General features: G+C 55.1%; 16 protein-coding genes. 8 read left to right on the top strand and 8 right to left on the bottom strand.

Features of this window, described 5'->3' with window-relative positions:
• Nucleotide 1: 1 nt before the first annotated feature.
• Nucleotides 2–541: a hypothetical protein gene (locus ACWVCN_RS00100; protein WP_455243464.1), complete on the bottom strand. Its 540-nt coding sequence runs from the start codon at nucleotides 539–541 to the stop codon at nucleotides 2–4.
• Nucleotides 542–653: 112 nt separating this feature from the next.
• Between ACWVCN_RS00100 and ACWVCN_RS00095 the strand changes: the two genes are divergently transcribed.
• The 6 genes from ACWVCN_RS00095 (at nucleotide 654) to ACWVCN_RS00070 (ending at nucleotide 6187) form a co-directional block, all read left to right on the top strand.
• A complete protein-coding gene (locus tag ACWVCN_RS00095) occupies nucleotides 654–749 on the top strand; it encodes an AURKAIP1/COX24 domain-containing protein (RefSeq protein WP_080880037.1) in 96 nt (31 codons plus the stop codon).
• A gap of 29 nt (nucleotides 750–778) precedes the next feature.
• On the top strand, nucleotides 779–997 hold the full coding sequence (locus ACWVCN_RS00090) for a DUF6812 domain-containing protein (protein ID WP_455241610.1): 219 nt from the start codon (nucleotides 779–781) through the stop codon (nucleotides 995–997).
• A gap of 91 nt (nucleotides 998–1088) precedes the next feature.
• Complete coding sequence (locus ACWVCN_RS00085; protein ID WP_455243463.1) at nucleotides 1089–2819, top strand: ABC transporter ATP-binding protein; 1731 nt, start codon at nucleotides 1089–1091, stop codon at nucleotides 2817–2819.
• A gap of 146 nt (nucleotides 2820–2965) precedes the next feature.
• On the top strand, nucleotides 2966–4867 hold the full coding sequence (locus ACWVCN_RS00080) for a sigma-54-dependent Fis family transcriptional regulator (protein WP_455243462.1): 1902 nt from the start codon (nucleotides 2966–2968) through the stop codon (nucleotides 4865–4867).
• Between the two features lie 232 nt (nucleotides 4868–5099).
• Nucleotides 5100–5537: a hypothetical protein gene (locus ACWVCN_RS00075; RefSeq protein ID WP_455243461.1), complete on the top strand. Its 438-nt coding sequence runs from the start codon at nucleotides 5100–5102 to the stop codon at nucleotides 5535–5537.
• Between the two features lie 89 nt (nucleotides 5538–5626).
• Entirely contained in the window at nucleotides 5627–6187 is a 561-nt protein-coding gene (locus tag ACWVCN_RS00070) for an OsmC family protein (protein WP_455243460.1), read from the top strand.
• A gap of 269 nt (nucleotides 6188–6456) precedes the next feature.
• Here the strand turns inward: ACWVCN_RS00070 and ACWVCN_RS00065 are convergent, their stop codons facing one another.
• From ACWVCN_RS00065 to ACWVCN_RS00055, 3 genes are all read right to left on the bottom strand, one after another.
• Nucleotides 6457–6858, bottom strand: coding sequence for a hypothetical protein (locus ACWVCN_RS00065; protein WP_455243459.1), 402 nt, complete (start codon nucleotides 6856–6858; stop codon nucleotides 6457–6459).
• 122 nt (nucleotides 6859–6980) lie between these two features.
• A complete protein-coding gene (locus ACWVCN_RS00060; RefSeq protein WP_455243458.1) occupies nucleotides 6981–7505 on the bottom strand; it encodes a hypothetical protein in 525 nt (174 codons plus the stop codon).
• A gap of 385 nt (nucleotides 7506–7890) precedes the next feature.
• Complete coding sequence (locus tag ACWVCN_RS00055; RefSeq protein ID WP_455243457.1) at nucleotides 7891–8943, bottom strand: GlxA family transcriptional regulator; 1053 nt, start codon at nucleotides 8941–8943, stop codon at nucleotides 7891–7893.
• A gap of 89 nt (nucleotides 8944–9032) precedes the next feature.
• Between ACWVCN_RS00055 and ACWVCN_RS00050 the strand changes: the two genes are divergently transcribed.
• On the top strand, nucleotides 9033–10091 hold the full coding sequence (locus ACWVCN_RS00050) for a class I SAM-dependent methyltransferase (protein ID WP_455243456.1): 1059 nt from the start codon (nucleotides 9033–9035) through the stop codon (nucleotides 10089–10091).
• A 160-nt stretch (nucleotides 10092–10251) separates the two neighbouring features.
• Here the strand turns inward: ACWVCN_RS00050 and ACWVCN_RS00045 are convergent, their stop codons facing one another.
• Nucleotides 10252–11940 (bottom strand): hypothetical protein, encoded by a 1689-nt coding sequence (locus ACWVCN_RS00045; protein WP_455243455.1) that lies wholly within the window; start codon nucleotides 11938–11940, stop codon nucleotides 10252–10254.
• Between the two features lie 269 nt (nucleotides 11941–12209).
• On the opposite strand from ACWVCN_RS00045, the gene ACWVCN_RS00040 reads away from it, so the two are divergent.
• Complete coding sequence (locus ACWVCN_RS00040) at nucleotides 12210–14048, top strand: glycoside hydrolase family 15 protein (protein WP_455243454.1); 1839 nt, start codon at nucleotides 12210–12212, stop codon at nucleotides 14046–14048.
• A gap of 189 nt (nucleotides 14049–14237) precedes the next feature.
• Here ACWVCN_RS00040 and ACWVCN_RS00035 read toward each other — a convergent pair whose 3' ends face one another.
• The 3 genes from ACWVCN_RS00035 to ACWVCN_RS00025 all read right to left on the bottom strand — a co-directional run.
• Complete coding sequence (locus ACWVCN_RS00035) at nucleotides 14238–14864, bottom strand: hypothetical protein (RefSeq protein ID WP_455243453.1); 627 nt, start codon at nucleotides 14862–14864, stop codon at nucleotides 14238–14240.
• A 64-nt stretch (nucleotides 14865–14928) separates the two neighbouring features.
• A complete protein-coding gene (locus ACWVCN_RS00030) occupies nucleotides 14929–15600 on the bottom strand; it encodes an OmpA family protein (RefSeq protein WP_455243452.1) in 672 nt (223 codons plus the stop codon).
• A 46-nt stretch (nucleotides 15601–15646) separates the two neighbouring features.
• The coding region (locus ACWVCN_RS00025; protein ID WP_455243451.1) for a carboxypeptidase-like regulatory domain-containing protein at nucleotides 15647–16468 on the bottom strand (822 nt) is incomplete at its 5' end.

Here is a 16468-nt window from a genome sequence, read left to right as displayed (position 1 = left end):
CTTAATTGGCCAACGACGGCGAGGCAGGAGTCGTCATGGCTTGGCGTCCTTTGGCGCCGAAGGGGACGTCTCCTTGAATTGCTTGTAAGAGCACGCGGTCCGTCCCAGCCCATTGAAGACGGGAATGGCCGCGCTGATGAAATCCTGGATCATCGTGATCCTTTTTCCATAGACCCTGCCAATGCACATACACATCGACGTTATCGCCCTCGATCATGATGCGTTCAATATTAAATTCGAGGGTAATGTCATTGAACGCTTCAAAATCATTTTCGGCATCGCGCTGAATAGTGATGAGAGAGTCGACCGGCGCCATAAGTTCCTTCATCGCCGAAAGCTGCTTTTGCACATAGGCCTCGCGGAGTGATTCTACCGCCCGGTCGATTCGTAGGTATCGTTCGTGATCCTCCGGATACTGGATCACTTTCCCTCCGCAACCCGTTCCGGCAATCAACAGGCAGCTACACACCAGCACTGATACATTCGACAGAACACGATTCTGCATGAGCGCAGTATAGGAATCCCCCACGAGACAGGTCAAGCAACCTTCATTTACGAGGCGCATCGGAAAACAACAAACGCCCGAATTACCTTCGCTTGCTTGCATTTTGGCAGGAAAGACTCTAGACTCTCGCGCGTAGGAGAGATATCGTATGGCAAGCGTGCTCAAAAAACGCCGGAAGAAAATGCGCAAGCACAAGTACAAGAAGCTGCGCCGGCGTCAAAAGTTTTTACGTCGTAAAAGTTAGGCCCACCCCGTCACAGCGAGGAGGGAGACATGCCCGAAGGGAAGAAGGTTCGCATTCGCGTCCGTACTGTGAATTGCGTCTACGCAGGCGATTTTCTCATCCCGCCCATGCGGAATCGAGTTTCCGACGCCATCAACGAAGAACAGCGACTCTTCATCAGCCTCACCGACGTCCTCATCAATGACAAAGATCGGTCCGATTTCGTCGCCCTCAACAAAAACCTCATCGAATCCATCGCCCAAATCTAGCAACACACGTTCTCCCTTCCCGGCTATTTCAGCCTCCTCCGTTTCCCACTTGGAATTCCATACCGCCCTCCTCTAAGATCCTTTTGCCGTCATGTCTACATTCAGACGCTTCCTTCCGTTTCTAAAACCCTATCTCCCCCGCATGTTATTCGCGGGTCTGCTCGTGATGGGTGTCGCGGCCATCAACCTCGCCCTGTTACGTCTGGCCGGTACAGTATGGGACGTTATCACGGTCCAGCATGACTCGGCTCGAATGGGCGAGCTCATTGCCATGTTTCTCGCGTTGGTTGTGGTTCAAGGCCTCTGCTCCATGGGCCACAGTTACATGACAGCTTCGGTCTCCCAACATATCGTGGCCGATTTCCGGACCCATCTCTTCAGCCACCTACAAACTCTGTCCGTCAGTTTCTTCGCACGGCGGAGGACCGGCGAACTGCTCTCGCGCCTGATGAACGACGTGACCGTCATTCAGTCGGTCGTCACCGAAACTCCGATCGACACGGCCAAACAACTCGTGACCTTTGTTGGTGGAATCGCTTTCTTGCTCGCCATGAATTGGCGGCTTTGCCTGTTGATCCTCGTGTTGCTCCCCTTGCTGGTCGTGGTAGCCAAATTGTTCGGTCGAAGGCTGAAATCCCTCTCCACGTCAATCCAAGATCAGACTGCGGCCACGAGTACCTTGATCGAGGAAGTCATCTCCGGCATCCGCATTGTCAAATCATTTGTGCAGACGAAACGTGAAAACAACAGGTTTGCCGAGCAGGTCGATCACACTCTTTCGCTGACGATGCGGAGAGCCAGCATCATGGCGATATTCATTCCCGTCATCAGCCTGTTGACGTTTTCAGCAGCCGCCGGAGTACTGTGGTACGGGGGGAGTCAGGTCATCGAGGGGACCGTCACACCTGGAGATCTGTTCGCCTTCGTGCTCTTCGCCGGAATCCTGATCGGACCATTCAGTTCAGCCGCACGGGTATTTGCTCAGATCAGAGAAGCACAGGGCGCAACCGAACGGGTATTTGAAATTTTGGACCAACGGCCAGAGGTCAGCGATGTACCAAACGCAACCGCGTTATCGAAAGTGTCCGGTCACATCCGCGTCGAGAATATCAGCTTTGCCTATGACCCCCGCCAGCCCGTCTTGGCGGATGTATCTTTCGAAGCCAGACCTGGTGAACTGGTCGCGATCGTAGGCCCGACCGGCGCGGGGAAGACGACAGCGATAAATCTCATCCATCGGTTCTATGATCCAATCGAGGGAAGAATCACAATCGACGGTCACGATCTTCGCCACGTCACGTTGGAGAGTTGGTATCGACAGATCGCCCTTGTCCCTCAAGAAACGATCCTGTTCGGGGGCACAATTCTCGACAACATTCGCTATGGCAATAGAGATGCGACGGAAGAAACCGTACAGGAAGCCAGCCGCGCCGCTTACGCCCACGACTTCATTATGAACTTCCCAGACCGGTATCAAACCGTCGTGGGGGAGAAAGGGATCAATGTGTCGGGTGGCCAGCGACAACGCATTGCCATCGCCCGCGCCATTCTCAAAAATCCACGTATTCTTTTGCTCGACGAAGCTACCTCCGCGCTCGACAGCGAATCAGAGCGGTTAGTCCAAGAGGCATTGGAGCAATTGATGAAGGGACGTACGACCTTCGTGATCGCCCATCGCTTGACGACGATCCAACGAGCCGACCGTATCCTGGTTTTCAACAAAGGCCGCTTGGTGGAAACGGGAACCCACAGCGAATTGATGGGACGAAAGGGGCTCTACCACTACCTCTATACCCTCCGATTTACCGAACTGCCGGCCTAGCGTTTGCCTCGAGTGTTGAATTCAACTTAAAACTCATTGTTATTCACCTCCTTACTCCCCTTGCCTCTGCCTCCCCAACTGGCACATACTGATTGCATAAAAGTATGACCTCAACACGCCATGACAATCCCCGCCCACTGAGTGGCTTGGAACCTGACGCAGCCCTTCTGGCGATCCTTGAAGGAACTGCGGCGGAAACAGGACAGGGGTTCTTTGCCGCGCTCGTTAAGAATCTGGCCAAAGCCCTCGGGACACACGGAGCCTGGGTGACGGAATACTTCCCCGAGACACGCAGGCTTCGCGCGCTGGCTTTCTGGATGGACGGGGAGTGGGTCAAAGATTATGAGATCGATATTGCAGGCACACCTTGCGAAGAAGTGATCAACACAGCCCAACTCGTCCACTTTCCTGACAATGTTTTAGATATCTACCCGCACGAGGAAGAACTCAAGCAGAACCAGGCCGTGAGCTACATGGGAGTACCGTTGCTGGATACTGACGGGCGTATTTTGGGCCATATGGCAGTGGTCGACCGACGGCCTATCCCCCCGGAGCCACACGTCCATGCAATTTTCAAGATTTTTGCCGCACGGGCAGCAGCCGAACTGCAACGACTACGGGCAGAATCGGACGTACGTGAGCGTGAAGAAAAAGTCGGCCACTTATTGGCCAGCGCGATGGACGCAATCATCGAAATGGACGATCAGCTCCGCATCACGCGCGTGAACCCAGCAACCGAAAAAGTGTTCCGCTGCCCAGCGGGCGACATGACCGGTCAGGATTTTCGACGCTTCGTCAGTCCCACGGATGCCGACCGATTGATCGCACTCATTACCGAACTGGACAACCGCCCCCAAGGAGAGCAGTCCCGCTGGATTCCAGGCGGCCTGACGGCACACTGCCCCAATGGCGAAACCTTCCCGGCAGAAGCCACCATCTCGCGTTTTGAGCTGCATCGGCAGAAGTTCACCACCGTCATTCTCCGCAACGTTCATGACCGCATGGAGGCCGAGCAGAAGATCCAGACACTGACTACGGAAACGATGTTGTTGCGTGAAGAATTAGAGGCCCTTCATCAGAATGGAGCCTTGATCGGTGAAAGCCCGGCGCTTCGGCAGGTGCTCCACGAGATTGCGCAGGTTGCCGGAACCGACACGACCGTCCTGATCACGGGCGAAACAGGCACGGGCAAGGAACTGGTGGCTCGTGCGATCCATGCATCCAGCAAACGTCGAGAAAGGCCGCTGGTCACCGTCAATTGCGCCGCGATTCCCGCCTCATTAATCGAGAGCGAGTTTTTCGGTCATGAACCGGGATCCTTCACCGGCGCAACCAAAAAACGGGAGGGCCGCTTCGCTCTCGCCCACAAGGGGACGATCTTTCTCGACGAGATCGGTGAACTCCCGCTCGATCTACAATCGAAATTGTTGCGTGTCCTACAGGAGGGGGAGTTTGATCCTGTCGGCAGTTCTGCGACAAGAAAGGTAGATGTACGCGTCCTGGCAGCAACAAACCGGAATTTGGCCAAAGCCGTTCAAGAAGGAAAGTTCCGAGAGGATCTTTTCTATCGGCTCAATGTATTTCCCATTCAGATTCCACCGTTGCGGGAGAGAGGCGAGGACGTCGTGCGGCTGGCCTCAGCTTTTGCACAGCGAATTGCCGCCAAGTTCGGCCGCACCATTAGACCATTAACCGCCGATTGCATGCACCGCCTCAAAGCCTATAATTGGCCAGGTAATGTGCGTGAACTGCAAAACGTGATCGAGCGGGCAGTCATAACGGCAATGGATGGAAAACTTAATCTCGACCGCGCCTTGCCGGAAGTCGCGTCCCTAAAGCCTGCATCATCCACGACAGTTCCTTCTTCCTCAATCGCCATTCGTACAGCCAAAGAGTTGGAAGAACTCGAACGGGCGAACATTCTTCGAGCACTGGAAACAGCGCATTGGAAAGTATCAGGTGAGCAGGGAGCCGCAAAGCTGCTCGGCATGAATGCATCTACGCTCTCCTCACGCATGAAGACACTCAAGATTCAGAAACCAAATTGATCCACATTTCGTAATCACCGCTTTCGCCCCCATCCTTTGCCTTCCGTTCGCGAATTCTCGTGAATCCATTCGCGACATCTCACAACTTTCGAAATCTCGCCTGACCGAAGGCCTCCCATACCACACCTAACTTGCTGAATTTACAACATCTCGCCTGACTCCATCATGCTGGCATCAATGCTGCTGTAGGGACTGGGTGTTGGATCATTGAGCCACGGTGAGGAGGAGCAAGATGACAACCCTGCGCGACATTGGATGGTGGTACTGGCTGGTTACTGTGGGATTGCTGAGTTCTGATCTTTTCTGGGGTCGATCAGAGGGCATCGTGCTGGCCATCGCGCTCTGTGCCGTCCAGATTCTTCATGTGTTCTGGTTGACGCGGAATTGGACCGCTTTTCCGATGCAGGTGCGGATGGCCTACCTGGTGATGTTGATAGGAGGCCTATGGGAGCCCCTGCACGGGATTCATTGGATACAGTTGATCGGAACATCCGCACGAGTCCTAAGCGGATACTGTTTCTTGGCGCGGACTCTCTCACTTGCACCCTGGAATCGGTGGCAGCCGATGAGCATGGCGCTGCTCCGCCGGACCTACTTCTCAGTCCAGGCCGTAATTCCTCCCTGCGGGGTGGTCTTTCGTGGAATGTCTATGGAGCGAGTGCAAGCATGAACTGGAAATTATTCTGCCGGAATGCCGACCGGCTCTTGTTTCGGCAACTATTGCAGAACCATCACATTACTCAACAAGGAGGATGCATTATGTCACAAGCGACCATCAGCGGAGTCATCAACGGAGTCAATGTGGATCGTCTCGGGGAGACGATCGACGCAATTCAGAAGGACACGAGCTTGGCCACCTCACAGTTCCGCGCGACCAATCGCTGGATCAACGGAGGCCACAACCGTTCTACGATTCAAGGGTTCTACGCGGCAGGCCAGGAGGACACCACTCGGACCAAACCGTTCGTGCTAGATGCCGATGAACCACCGGTGCTCGTAGGACAGGACCAAGCAGCGAACCCCGTCGAGTTCGTCCTGCATGCCCTGGCAGCCTGCCTGACCACATCGATGGTCTATCATGCGGCAGCCCGTGGTATCAGGGTCCAGTCAGTCGAGTCCACACTCGAAGGTGACCTCGACGTACAAGGAGTTCTCGGTCTCTCCGACAAGGTTCGCCCCGGTTACAAGGAAATCCGGGTGCAGTTCACGGTGAAGTCGGACGCGACGGCTGAACAATTACAGGAGCTGACGAAGTTCTCGCCGGTCCATGACATCGTGACGAACCGCGTTCCGGTGTCGATTTCCGTCAACACTGTCTAACAACACTGGAAGCCGAGGGGGCTTGGATGTTCTTCCAAGCCCCCTCGCCTCAACTCTCCTGATTCTATCTCATCGCCCCGCCGCTCGGAATGCTGTTCGCCGCGGAGATATATGTTCGAGGGAAGGGGCTCAAACAAGTCTACTGCGCGAAGCTGAGTGTCCTAAATGTTAAGGGGGAAACCGCAGCGGTTGAAGAAAAGCTACGGTGGGGCAACTCGGTGCGGGGATAGCAACGATCGCTGCCGTCTCCCCGCACGAATTCAACTGGCTTATCGACGATTGGCTTGGTCTCGTCGGCAGGATTCTTCTGCCAACATGCGCTGGCCTGACGTGGCATCCTTCGGGATACGAGCCATGCAGGCTTCGAGGGAATCGCCCTGAGTCCCTGAGGCAACCCGATCGCCGCTCTTCGAATCCGCGGCGCCGGACACGGCTGTCCGAAGCGCTTCATTATCCCGGCAGCTTTCCTCTGCTACCATGCGCGCTCCGGCAGAACTCCCCGCTGGAATCCGATCCAAACAGGCCTGCAACGAAGTGGTCGCCGCTCCCGAACCGCCGCCCGACGTCGCTGTACCACCGGTTCCCATCGTTGTTCCGTTCGTTGCACATCCACCCACCAACAGACCAAAGGCCGTTAACAGACTAAATACAAAGACCGAACGCTGTACCATATAGGGCTCCTCCATGAAGTAATAAACTAGCGCATTAGGGGACACCATCCTACTCCCAAATGCATAAGAAGGACAAGCAGGTAAATGGTGCCCAGACCAATCATACACTACCACCCATAGGCCTACTGTGAGCCAGGCACCGACTTACGATTCGCACTCCCCTGTAAGTCCATATCCAACATGACTGGCCCATCAGCTTTCTTCGGCTCGAGCTTGACCGGCATGCGATCGAGCACCAACTTGACCAAAGGTACGGCGGCAATATGGGGGGCCTTTTCCGAAGGGCTTGAGTAGAGATTGATCCTGACGCTTTTAGGCCGGTTAGTCGGCGACACTTCCGGAATCAGATCCTTTCCGATAAACCCTACGAGCAAGCCGCTGCCATCAGCCAACTTGTGAATTTCATATGCGTTTGCAGCCGGCGCGACACGCTCCAGCAGCAGATCAGGGCTCTGAGTCACCAATGCCATCCCCAACCACTGCGGGGCAATGAAACCGAAACTTCCCGTCGGCGCCTGAGAAAACGGGCTTTGGGGAGCGTTGAGTTCCGCTACGCCGTTTTTCGACCGCAACTGCTTGCGCAATTCCATTTCACTACCGGTAATCTCAATGACTACAGCCGCTGGAGCGGTAGTCTGTATCGGCATGACTTCTGTCTTACCGCCTCCTCTTGCCGCCTCTCCCGACTCAGAAAAAAGGCTGAAGGCTATTGCACCAATGAGGAGTGTTCGACAGAAGTGAAGAAGTTGGACCCTCTTACGCATAGGGGACATGTCTCCTACATGAATAAAGTCGTCACTGCGAACGGCTTCTCTGATAAATCAATACCACAACCACGGCCGTTATCGCCATCAGTGGCCCCGAGACAAAGGCCCCGGTCATTGCCGCCTCTAATGATTTATCATGAGCATTTGAGGACGCATTCTCGATAAGGAGCATCCCCCGACTAGACCAAAACAATATCCGCCAATCGCTCCCACGATGGCAAGCAACAGGGTCTTCATGCGCAACACCATAGGGAGCAGTCATCCATCATGACGCGATGATTCCTGTTCCAACAAAAGGGAGCTTGAACTTCTTCCGGTAGGCGCCCGGCGTGATCCCGGTAAAGCGCTTGAAGAGCCGCCGGAAAAACGCGGGATCTTCGTAGCCGACCTTCCAACTGATTTCGTCTATGGCCTCCTCCGTACGTTCAAGTCGACGCTTGGCGTCCCTTACCCGCAAATGTTGGATATAGCCGATCGGAGGATATCCTGTCGCCTGGGTAAACCTTCGTTTAAAACTTCGCTCAGGAAGCCCGGACTGTTTGACGACTTCTTCCACCGGGTTTGCCACCGTAAAATGCTTCGCGAGCCACTCCTGAGCCTGCAGCACCGCTGCATCTCCGTGGTCAGATCTGGGCTGAAATGCAATATAGGGAGCCTGCCCATCCCTATGCCATTGGAGAAGCATGAATTTCGAAATCGCCTGCGCCGCTGTGGGGCCGACAAACCTCGACACGAGATACAGCACCAAATCATGCCAAGACGCCGATGCTCCGGACATGACGAATTGTGCCCGTTCGCCGGAAGCGACCAGAACTTTGTCGAGACACAGACGAACCGCAGGGAAATTCTTACGGAAGGTCGCTGCGTATGCCCAATGAATCGTGGCTTCGTGCCCATCCAAGAGCCCTGTTTCGGCCAGTAACAGGACGCCCGAACAGGCCGAGCAAAGGAGCGCCCCTTTTCGATACATGTCCTTCAACCAATTCACAAGCTCGGGATGCCGCCCCGTCACCCACTCGCCGTGCTCAATCATCACGGAAGGGACAATCACAATGTCGGTCATTGTGATCTCCTCAAATGCTCGATGAATCTCGATCGGTAACCCGCTTGCAGTGTCAACACGGCCGCGCTTCGCCGAGACAAAGTGTGTGCTAAACGGCGCGGAAGCGGGCACCGCGTCATCAAAGCTCCCGAGCGACTCAAAACAATTGAGCACGTCGTACAAACCGCTCAGCGGCGAGACCATCACCTCAGGAATTACCACGAGGCTGACATACCAATGGCCGTCAGATGTGCGTGTTGACGGGGTTGGTGGCATAAATGAACCGGATGTGGCTAGTCTAGCTCTCCCCATTCCTCATCGCAACCCGTACCATCGGCTTTACATTATTTCACCAAGGAGGAGCCATGCCGATCGATGAACAAGCATTGAATCAGTTTCTGGAACGAGCCGTAACAGATCTCTCAGCCAGTTACGGTGGCGTCATGGTGAGCCTGGGCAATAAGCTCGGGCTCTATAAAGTGATGGCCGGGGCGGGACCTCTGAACTCTCTGGAAATTGCCAGGCGTGCGGGATGCGCGGAGCGGTACGTCCGGGAATGGCTGAACAGTCAAGCTGCCGGAGGCTATGTGACCTACCACCCATCGAGCGAGACCTATGAACTTCCAGCAGAGCATGCCCTGGTGCTTGCCGATGAGGATAGCCCGGCATTCTTCCCGCCGGCCTGGGAAGTGCCTGCATCGATGTGGCTAGACGAGGAGAAGGCGATCGAGGCGTTCAGGACAGGAAAAGGGGTTCCCTGGCATGAGCACCACGAACGGCTCTTTCATGGTGTTGCCGCATTTTTCAGGAGTTCCTATCGAGGATCCCTGATTCAATCGTGGATCCCGACCCTCACGGGAGTCGAAGCCAAGCTAAAAGCCGGTGCCAAGGTTGCGGATGTAGGATGCGGCCACGGGCACTCAACCCTTCTCATGGCTCAGGCATACCCCAACTCACGATTCTGGGGATTCGACAACCACGAAAAATCAATCGAAGCTGCGCAAAAGCAATCCCGGTCTCTGGCGCTCACTGGTTCCGTTTCGTTCGAGAAAGGAACCGCCCAGAACTACCCCGCGGAGGGATTTGATCTCATCTGTTTTTTCGACTGCCTTCATGATATGGGCGATCCGGTCGGCGCCGCAAAGCATGCGGCGAAGGCTCTCGCAAAAGATGGCACTGTGATGCTGGTTGAACCGTTCGCCAACGATCGGGTGGAAGACAATCTGAATCCCATCGGACGCCTGTACTACGCGGCATCGAGCACCCTCTGCTGCGCACACTCATTGTCCGAGGATGTCGGTCTGGCGCTCGGAGCTCAGGCGGGTGAAGCACAACTTGCGGCCGTTTTCCAGAAAGCCGGATTCAAGACCTTTCGGCGTGCGATCCACACACCCTTTAATCTGGTGCTCGAGGCAAAAATCTAAGACCGATATAACGCGTTAGGGAAGTTTTCGCACAAGATGAAGCTGACGCTCAATTACCAGGAGGTACCGGCAAGAGTAAGGGACAGAGCCCCACCGCCACTGGCTATACACGTAAAAACTCGGGATAGGTCTACTCCTATGCTGTAACAACCGGATAACTTCAAAACCTCGATGCCACCAGCGTGATATCCGCTCGTCTCCAGGCTTCTTCAAATTTCTTATGCACGCCAGCGGCTTCAGCATCTCGATTTTGGGCTTTCAAACTTTCTTCCAACCCAAAAAGCGCCCAGCCGTTGTTGGGATGTTGCTTAAGATCCTGCCGGTAAATCCGCTCGGAATCCTCTGCGTGACCGGCCTCGAGCAACACAGCACCCAACGAATGGCGGACCGGAATATGCCAGAGCGGCGGTTCGTAATAGCGCACAGCATCTTCCAGAACTGTCGCCTCCTCCAAGGCTTTGACGGCATCATCAAGGCGCCCCTCACGCGCGGCTATCTCACCCGCCACCACCCGTTCCGCAATCTTGGCGAGCTGGACAACCGGAACGACGCCGACTGTCCGATTCTCCGGGAGCCGACGAACCGCGCCGACTAGTTTTTGATGTTCCTGCCTAGCCTCGTCAAATCGTTTCTCCGCTGCCAACGCCACACCTCGACCGTAATGCCAAATGACCATCGTATAGACCAATTCTGGGGGCGGCTTGAGTTGGATAAGTAATTCTTCCCATTTGCCGAATCGAACCAGCGCGAATGTCAGCGTCGGAGTGAATTCCTCAAGCGCCGGTTCATGGCGTGCCTGTTCCCACGAAACGAGTTTCTTGAGATCGCGTGCAGCCTCCAATGCTTCGCGACTTCTGCCTTGCATAGTCAGGGCGGCCCAGAGGAAATGCACATTATGGGGATAATACCCCGTGGGATAGATTCCCGACAGCGATCGATGGGACAGATACTCGCGATCAACCGCAACTGCATGAACGTTGTGCTCCGCAGCTTTATCATAGAGACCCAACCTCAGATAAATATGCGCCGGCATATGCACCAGGTGGCCAGCGCCGGGAGCTATCTCGGCCAGTCGTTCCGCGCAGGGGAGCGCCCGCTCGGGTCGGAACGACGACTCCACAGCGTGAATATAATAGTGACAGGCGCCCGGATGGTCGGGATTGACGGCCATCGCCTGCTCCAGTGTCTTTACGATTTCCTCTGCATGTCCCTTGGGATGACCTTCAATCGTCCAGTAGTCCCAAGGTTGTAAATTCATCAACGCCTCCGCATAAAGGGTCCCTGCCGTCGCATCTTGTGGATGCTCTTGCCATAAGGTCTTCATCGCAACGGCGTACGCCGCATCGAGCTCGGCACGAGAACCGTCGGGCGAATCAGAGTATCTAGTCGCAAGGGCTCGTATATACGCTTGTTCTTTGGGGGATGCCTGCCCCATGAGTTGCAACGCCGACTGAATCGCCTGAAATGCCTGCTTCCCCTGTGACTCTCCCATCGGCAGGTTGATGTTTGGCCCTAACGCCAAAGCGATCCCCCAATAGGGCATCGCAGCGCGTGAGTCCAGCTTCGTCGCCTCTTTGAACGAATTGATCGCCTCCTCGTGATTGAACGCAAAGACGAGCCGTAATCCTTGATCAAAATACTGCTGCGCAAGAGGAATCGACGTGGTAATCGTGAAATGTAGTGTTCCAAGGTTGGTAAACAGGGGGATACGACCTACATCGGTCACCGGTTGAACGGTATTGGGATCTGCGGAGACGTTTGTCGGTGACGGCCCGATCAGTGATGCGGCAATGGCCAATCCGATGGCAGGGACGAGTCCGGCGTTCTTGGTTTCCCGTCTGTTCGTCAAACCATCCTCCTTTTCCTGTGGGCTATCAGGAGAATGTTAGGATAACGTTCTCCCCGGCGCGAGACAACCCCAATTCAGGCCCGACCATTCGCCGATGTTTCAAGAGCGTTCACCCAGCCATTCGTAGAGCTGGAAGTCTCCTTTCATATGCGGCACACAAATCATCTTAAGGCAGCACGCAACTAGTCGTTGATCAACATGTTCTACAATGAGTGTTGAGTAGAGAAAGGCTTGCACCGAATCGGATAAGGTGAGATCCTTAAGCGCTCATGGGATACAAACCGATCGAAAATTACGGCCTCATTGGTAACATGCGGACCGCCGCCCTGGTCGGGGTTGATGGATCCATTGACTGGCTCTGCTGGCCGCACTTCGATTCACCGAGCATCTTCGCCGCGATCCTTGACGACCGGAAAGGCGGCAAATTCAAGATCTCCCCGGCCGAAAACGGCGTCACCCACAAGCAGTTTTACTGGCCCGATTCCAACATCCTCGTCACTCGCTTCCTTTCACAGGCCGGGATCGGCCAGATCGTCGATTTCATGCCGGTCGGGCTTCGCCGGCGCGATCCGTCCGCCTATCCGCTCGTTCGCCGTGTGCAGGTCATGCGCGGCAGCATGACCTTCCGATTGCATTGCCTGCCGGCTTTTAATTATGCGCGCGACGAACACCGGACTTCGATTTCGAACGACGGGGTGTTGTTCACATCCGGTTCGTTGACTATTGCACTCATTTCGCCGCTCTCTCTCAAGACCGAAGGGACCGGTGTGCAGACAGAGTTCACGCTTCAGGAAGGCGAAACTGTTGCGTTCATTCTCCATCAAACTGACGCGAGCCGCGGAGTCTCGGCATCAACCTTTCCAGACGGACAAGGTGAAGAACTGTTCCAGCAGACCGTTGAGTATTGGCGACGATGGCTGAGTCAATGTACTTACATGGGTCGCTGGCGAGAGATGGTGCATCGCTCTTGCCTAGCATTGAAGCTTCTGACGTTCGAACCGACGGGAGCCATCGTCGCCGCTCCGACCTGCAGCCTCCCGGAAGGGTTAGGCGGAGCCCGCAATTGGGATTACCGGTACACCTGGATCCGCGACGCAGCGTTCACCATCTACGCGCTGATGCGCGTCGGCTTCACGAAGGAGGCCGGACAGTTCATGCGTTGGCTTGAGGATCGCTGCCACGAACTGGGTCCCGATGGATCGCTGCAGATTATGTACGGCATCGACGGCAAACATCGGTTGCTAGAAGAGAGGCTCGATCATCTCGAGGGATATAAAGGGTCACGGCCGGTCCGGATCGGCAATGGAGCCTACAATCAACTCCAGCTTGATATATACGGTGAGTTGATGGATTCCGTCTACTTGTACAACAAGTACGGCACGCCGATCTCATACGATCTTTGGGTTCACTTGCGACGCCTCGTCAATTGGGTCTGCGATCACTGGCATGAGCCGGACGAAGGGGTGTGGGAGGTTCGTTCCGGCAGGCGGCATTTTGTTTACTCCAAGCTGATGTGCTGGGTCGCCGTCGACCGCGGGTTGCGTTTAGCCGACAAACGCTCGTTTCCAGCCGACCGCGAACGCTGGGTGAAGGTGCGCGACGCAATCTACGAAGACATCATGGCCAAGGGCTGGAGTGGTTCGAGGCAGGCATTTGTCCAATCCTACGACAGCGAGACGTTGGATGCCTCGACGTTGATGATCCCGTTGATTTTCTTCCTCTCGCCGAGCGATCCTCGGTTTCTGCGGACGATCGACGCGATCATGCTGCCGCCGGAGAAAAGCGGGCTCCTATCGAACAGCCTTGTGTATCGTTACAACAACAAGCACACCCCGGACGGACTCGACGGAGAAGAAGGCACCTTTAACATCTGCACATTCTGGCTGGTCGAAGCTCTGACGAGAGCCGGGAAAGATGATCCGGCCAGGCTCCAGCAGGCCCGATTAATGTTCGAGCAGATGCTAGGATACGCCAGCCACTTACGATTGTATGCGGAAGAGACCGGGTACCACGGCGAAGCCTTAGGCAACTTTCCTCAGGCGTTCACGCACCTCGCCCTCATCAGCGCAGCCTACAATCTCGACCGTGCCTTAAGCGGAAAGAGCTAGGAAATCCGTCACTGCCAATGGTTGAGCAGTGGCGGCGCAACAAGCAAATGATTACAGACGTATGCCACTGAGGGAAGCAGAGGAATGGTTGAACGAAATACCAGCCGGGCGCGAACACACTGTTCGCGCTCGAACTAGCTTAGGCGGGGTCAATGTTGGAAACTGCATCTTCTCTGGACAGCGGGCCCATTACCGAAGTCTAACCGCTCCTCCTTCGACTTTGGTATCCGCGACGAACTTCTCGATGTTCCGCTCTATCAATTCATTCACGAGGTGTTCAGCATCGCTTGGGTCAAACCAAAACACCTCGTTGTTTGCACTACCGAACACCCGTTCCTGTACCGAGCTTTCATCACCGTGATTGGCTACCCGAACCATCATGGCATTCTTGGCAGTGATCTCGGTGCCGCCGAACCTGCTGACAGCGGTAAGAGATAAGTCTTGGATATTCCCGGAAATTGTGGCATCAGGTCGGGAGGAGCCCCCCTGGCCGGCTAAACTTGCCTGCCACCCTCGCTTGTTCAATTGTTGTACGATGCCCTTTGCGACAGCCTCGCCGACCGTCCCTCTCTGAAGATCGAAATGACTTGTGCTGCCCCAGAAGTGTGATCGCGTGCCTAGGTGGCTGTGGTCTGTCCGCCCGTCATCAAACGTCTCGACCACAACCCTGAGTCCATTTCCTGTTTGCGCAATAGCCGTGGATCCTTGAGTCGCAGCGCCCGGTATGGCGATTTCAATCCGTTCACCCGTAGAAGCGCATCCCGTCAACACCCAAAAGCAGACAGCCGCCGCTTGCCCCATTCGATTGATCTTCACAAGTGCCTCCCCTCCTCGTTATGCCGGCCTTACTCCGGATTGATTCGTTGCTCTCGACTGTCCACTACTGCGCGACAAAATGGGCTCGACGATTCATTTGATAACAGTGCTCGCTTTGCTCCTTGCACAATGGTCTCACTTCGCCGTAGCTGGTGGTCTTCAACCCGCGAGGAGGAATTCCCAGATCCTCAAGATAACGCTTGGCCGCTCGAGCTCGTTTTTCTCCCAGAACCAGGTTGTACGCCATTGTGCCTCGTTCGTCGCAGTGCCCCTCAATCAGAATGGATTTACCAGCATTCATCCTGATCCACTCGGCATTCGCCTCCATGACCGGAAGGGCGTCTCCCCGAATGACAAATTGATCGAAATCAAAAAAGACATCCCCCAACCCTGACGGATCGGGCTGGGTCGATTCGTCCTTCGCTCCCACTTCTTCTTCCCGCAAGGAAGACGACAAGGGGGCTGACGGCGGTGTCTTGGTATCCCCGCTACGTGAGGGAGCCAGATAAGTGTCAGACTCCTCTCTCATTGCCTGGCGATCATCGGCTGGGATCGTGACCATAGGATCCGGACTCACGGTTTCTACAGAGCCTATCGTCATTTTCTCCTTTGCCGTTGAAGATCCATCTCCGGAAGACGTCGCCACGCGCTTTCCGGAACAGCCTCCTGCCATGCCAAGAACCCCAAGGCACAACAACCCCCCAACAGCCTTGACCAGAATCGACCCGCTCTGCATTCTCCCACCTCACCAGGTGAACTGCGTGCTTGCTCTCGCTTGTTACCTAATACCTCTGCTTTTCGAGTGTAGGAACGATCTGGCTCTGCACGTCTTCGGTAATGCTATAGCGCATATAGGGATTTTCAACCATTTGGTTCGCATAGAGCCGACCCGTCGGCGCTTCGATCTTCACATCGACTTTGGCAACACCTTTTTCTGTAATGGTGAACTCCCTCTCGATGGAATCCCGAACGTAGGGATGCCATACGATTAATTTGTATGTTCCCGGGGGAATATCCGAAATGCTGAACTGTCCCTCCTGATCCGTGATGGCATAATACGGATGGTCTGCCACAAGGGCCCAGCTTTCCATGTAAGCATGAAACCCGCACTGCATCACAAACACACGACGATCTTTCGTCATGTGAACACGCTGGGTGACTGGCTCACCCTCGTAATGCTTAGAAAAATGTGCGCTGAGCCCTGCTTGGTTAGGATAACGTTTGCTGATCGGCAACGGCACGTTGAAGAGCACTCGAGGCCCGAGATGCGAGGTTTCGTACGCTTGAATATCATGCATCGCGGGATCCATATTCACGACGACCACATCACGCTCGTCACGCACCAGATTCACGAACGGGAGGAAGCGGCAGTCGACCGCTTCTATGCGAGGCGGCTTTGCCTCAGCGAAGGGCTTCCCCTTTTCAATGGACTCGATGTATACCACGACCTGACGAAACTCTCCACTTTCACCAACGTCAAACGGCTGAAGAAGTCGCCACCCCCTCCCGTCCGAGATCCGTCCGCAGTAGACTGCATCAGGCAGGGTCGTCAAGTTATAGCCTTTTGGTTTCGGGACGTCACCCGTGAGAGTGACCGTGCCCTT

It is taken from the genome of Petrachloros mirabilis (genome assembly GCF_975968855.1).
Note: the sequence above shows the minus strand (reverse complement) of the source record. Positions and strands in the feature narration are given on the sequence as shown.

Bases quoted from the DNA above. Each gene is read 5' to 3' on its own strand.
- ACWVCN_RS00095 (WP_080880037.1), top strand. From the start codon at position 654: ATGGCAAGCGTGCTCAAAAAACGCCGGAAGAAAATGCGCAAGCACAAG.
- ACWVCN_RS00090 (WP_455241610.1), top strand. From the start codon at position 779: ATGCCCGAAGGGAAGAAGGTTCGCATTCGCGTCCGTACTGTGAATTGC.
- ACWVCN_RS00085 (WP_455243463.1), top strand. From the start codon at position 1,089: ATGTCTACATTCAGACGCTTCCTTCCGTTTCTAAAACCCTATCTCCCC.
- ACWVCN_RS00075 (WP_455243461.1), top strand. From the start codon at position 5,100: ATGACAACCCTGCGCGACATTGGATGGTGGTACTGGCTGGTTACTGTG.
- ACWVCN_RS00070 (WP_455243460.1), top strand. From the start codon at position 5,627: ATGTCACAAGCGACCATCAGCGGAGTCATCAACGGAGTCAATGTGGAT.
- ACWVCN_RS00065 (WP_455243459.1), bottom strand. From the start codon at position 6,858: ATGGTACAGCGTTCGGTCTTTGTATTTAGTCTGTTAACGGCCTTTGGT.
- ACWVCN_RS00060 (WP_455243458.1), bottom strand. From the start codon at position 7,505: ATGCCGATACAGACTACCGCTCCAGCGGCTGTAGTCATTGAGATTACC.
- ACWVCN_RS00055 (WP_455243457.1), bottom strand. From the start codon at position 8,943: ATGCCACCAACCCCGTCAACACGCACATCTGACGGCCATTGGTATGTC.
- ACWVCN_RS00050 (WP_455243456.1), top strand. From the start codon at position 9,033: ATGCCGATCGATGAACAAGCATTGAATCAGTTTCTGGAACGAGCCGTA.
- ACWVCN_RS00040 (WP_455243454.1), top strand. From the start codon at position 12,210: ATGGGATACAAACCGATCGAAAATTACGGCCTCATTGGTAACATGCGG.
- ACWVCN_RS00030 (WP_455243452.1), bottom strand. From the start codon at position 15,600: ATGCAGAGCGGGTCGATTCTGGTCAAGGCTGTTGGGGGGTTGTTGTGC.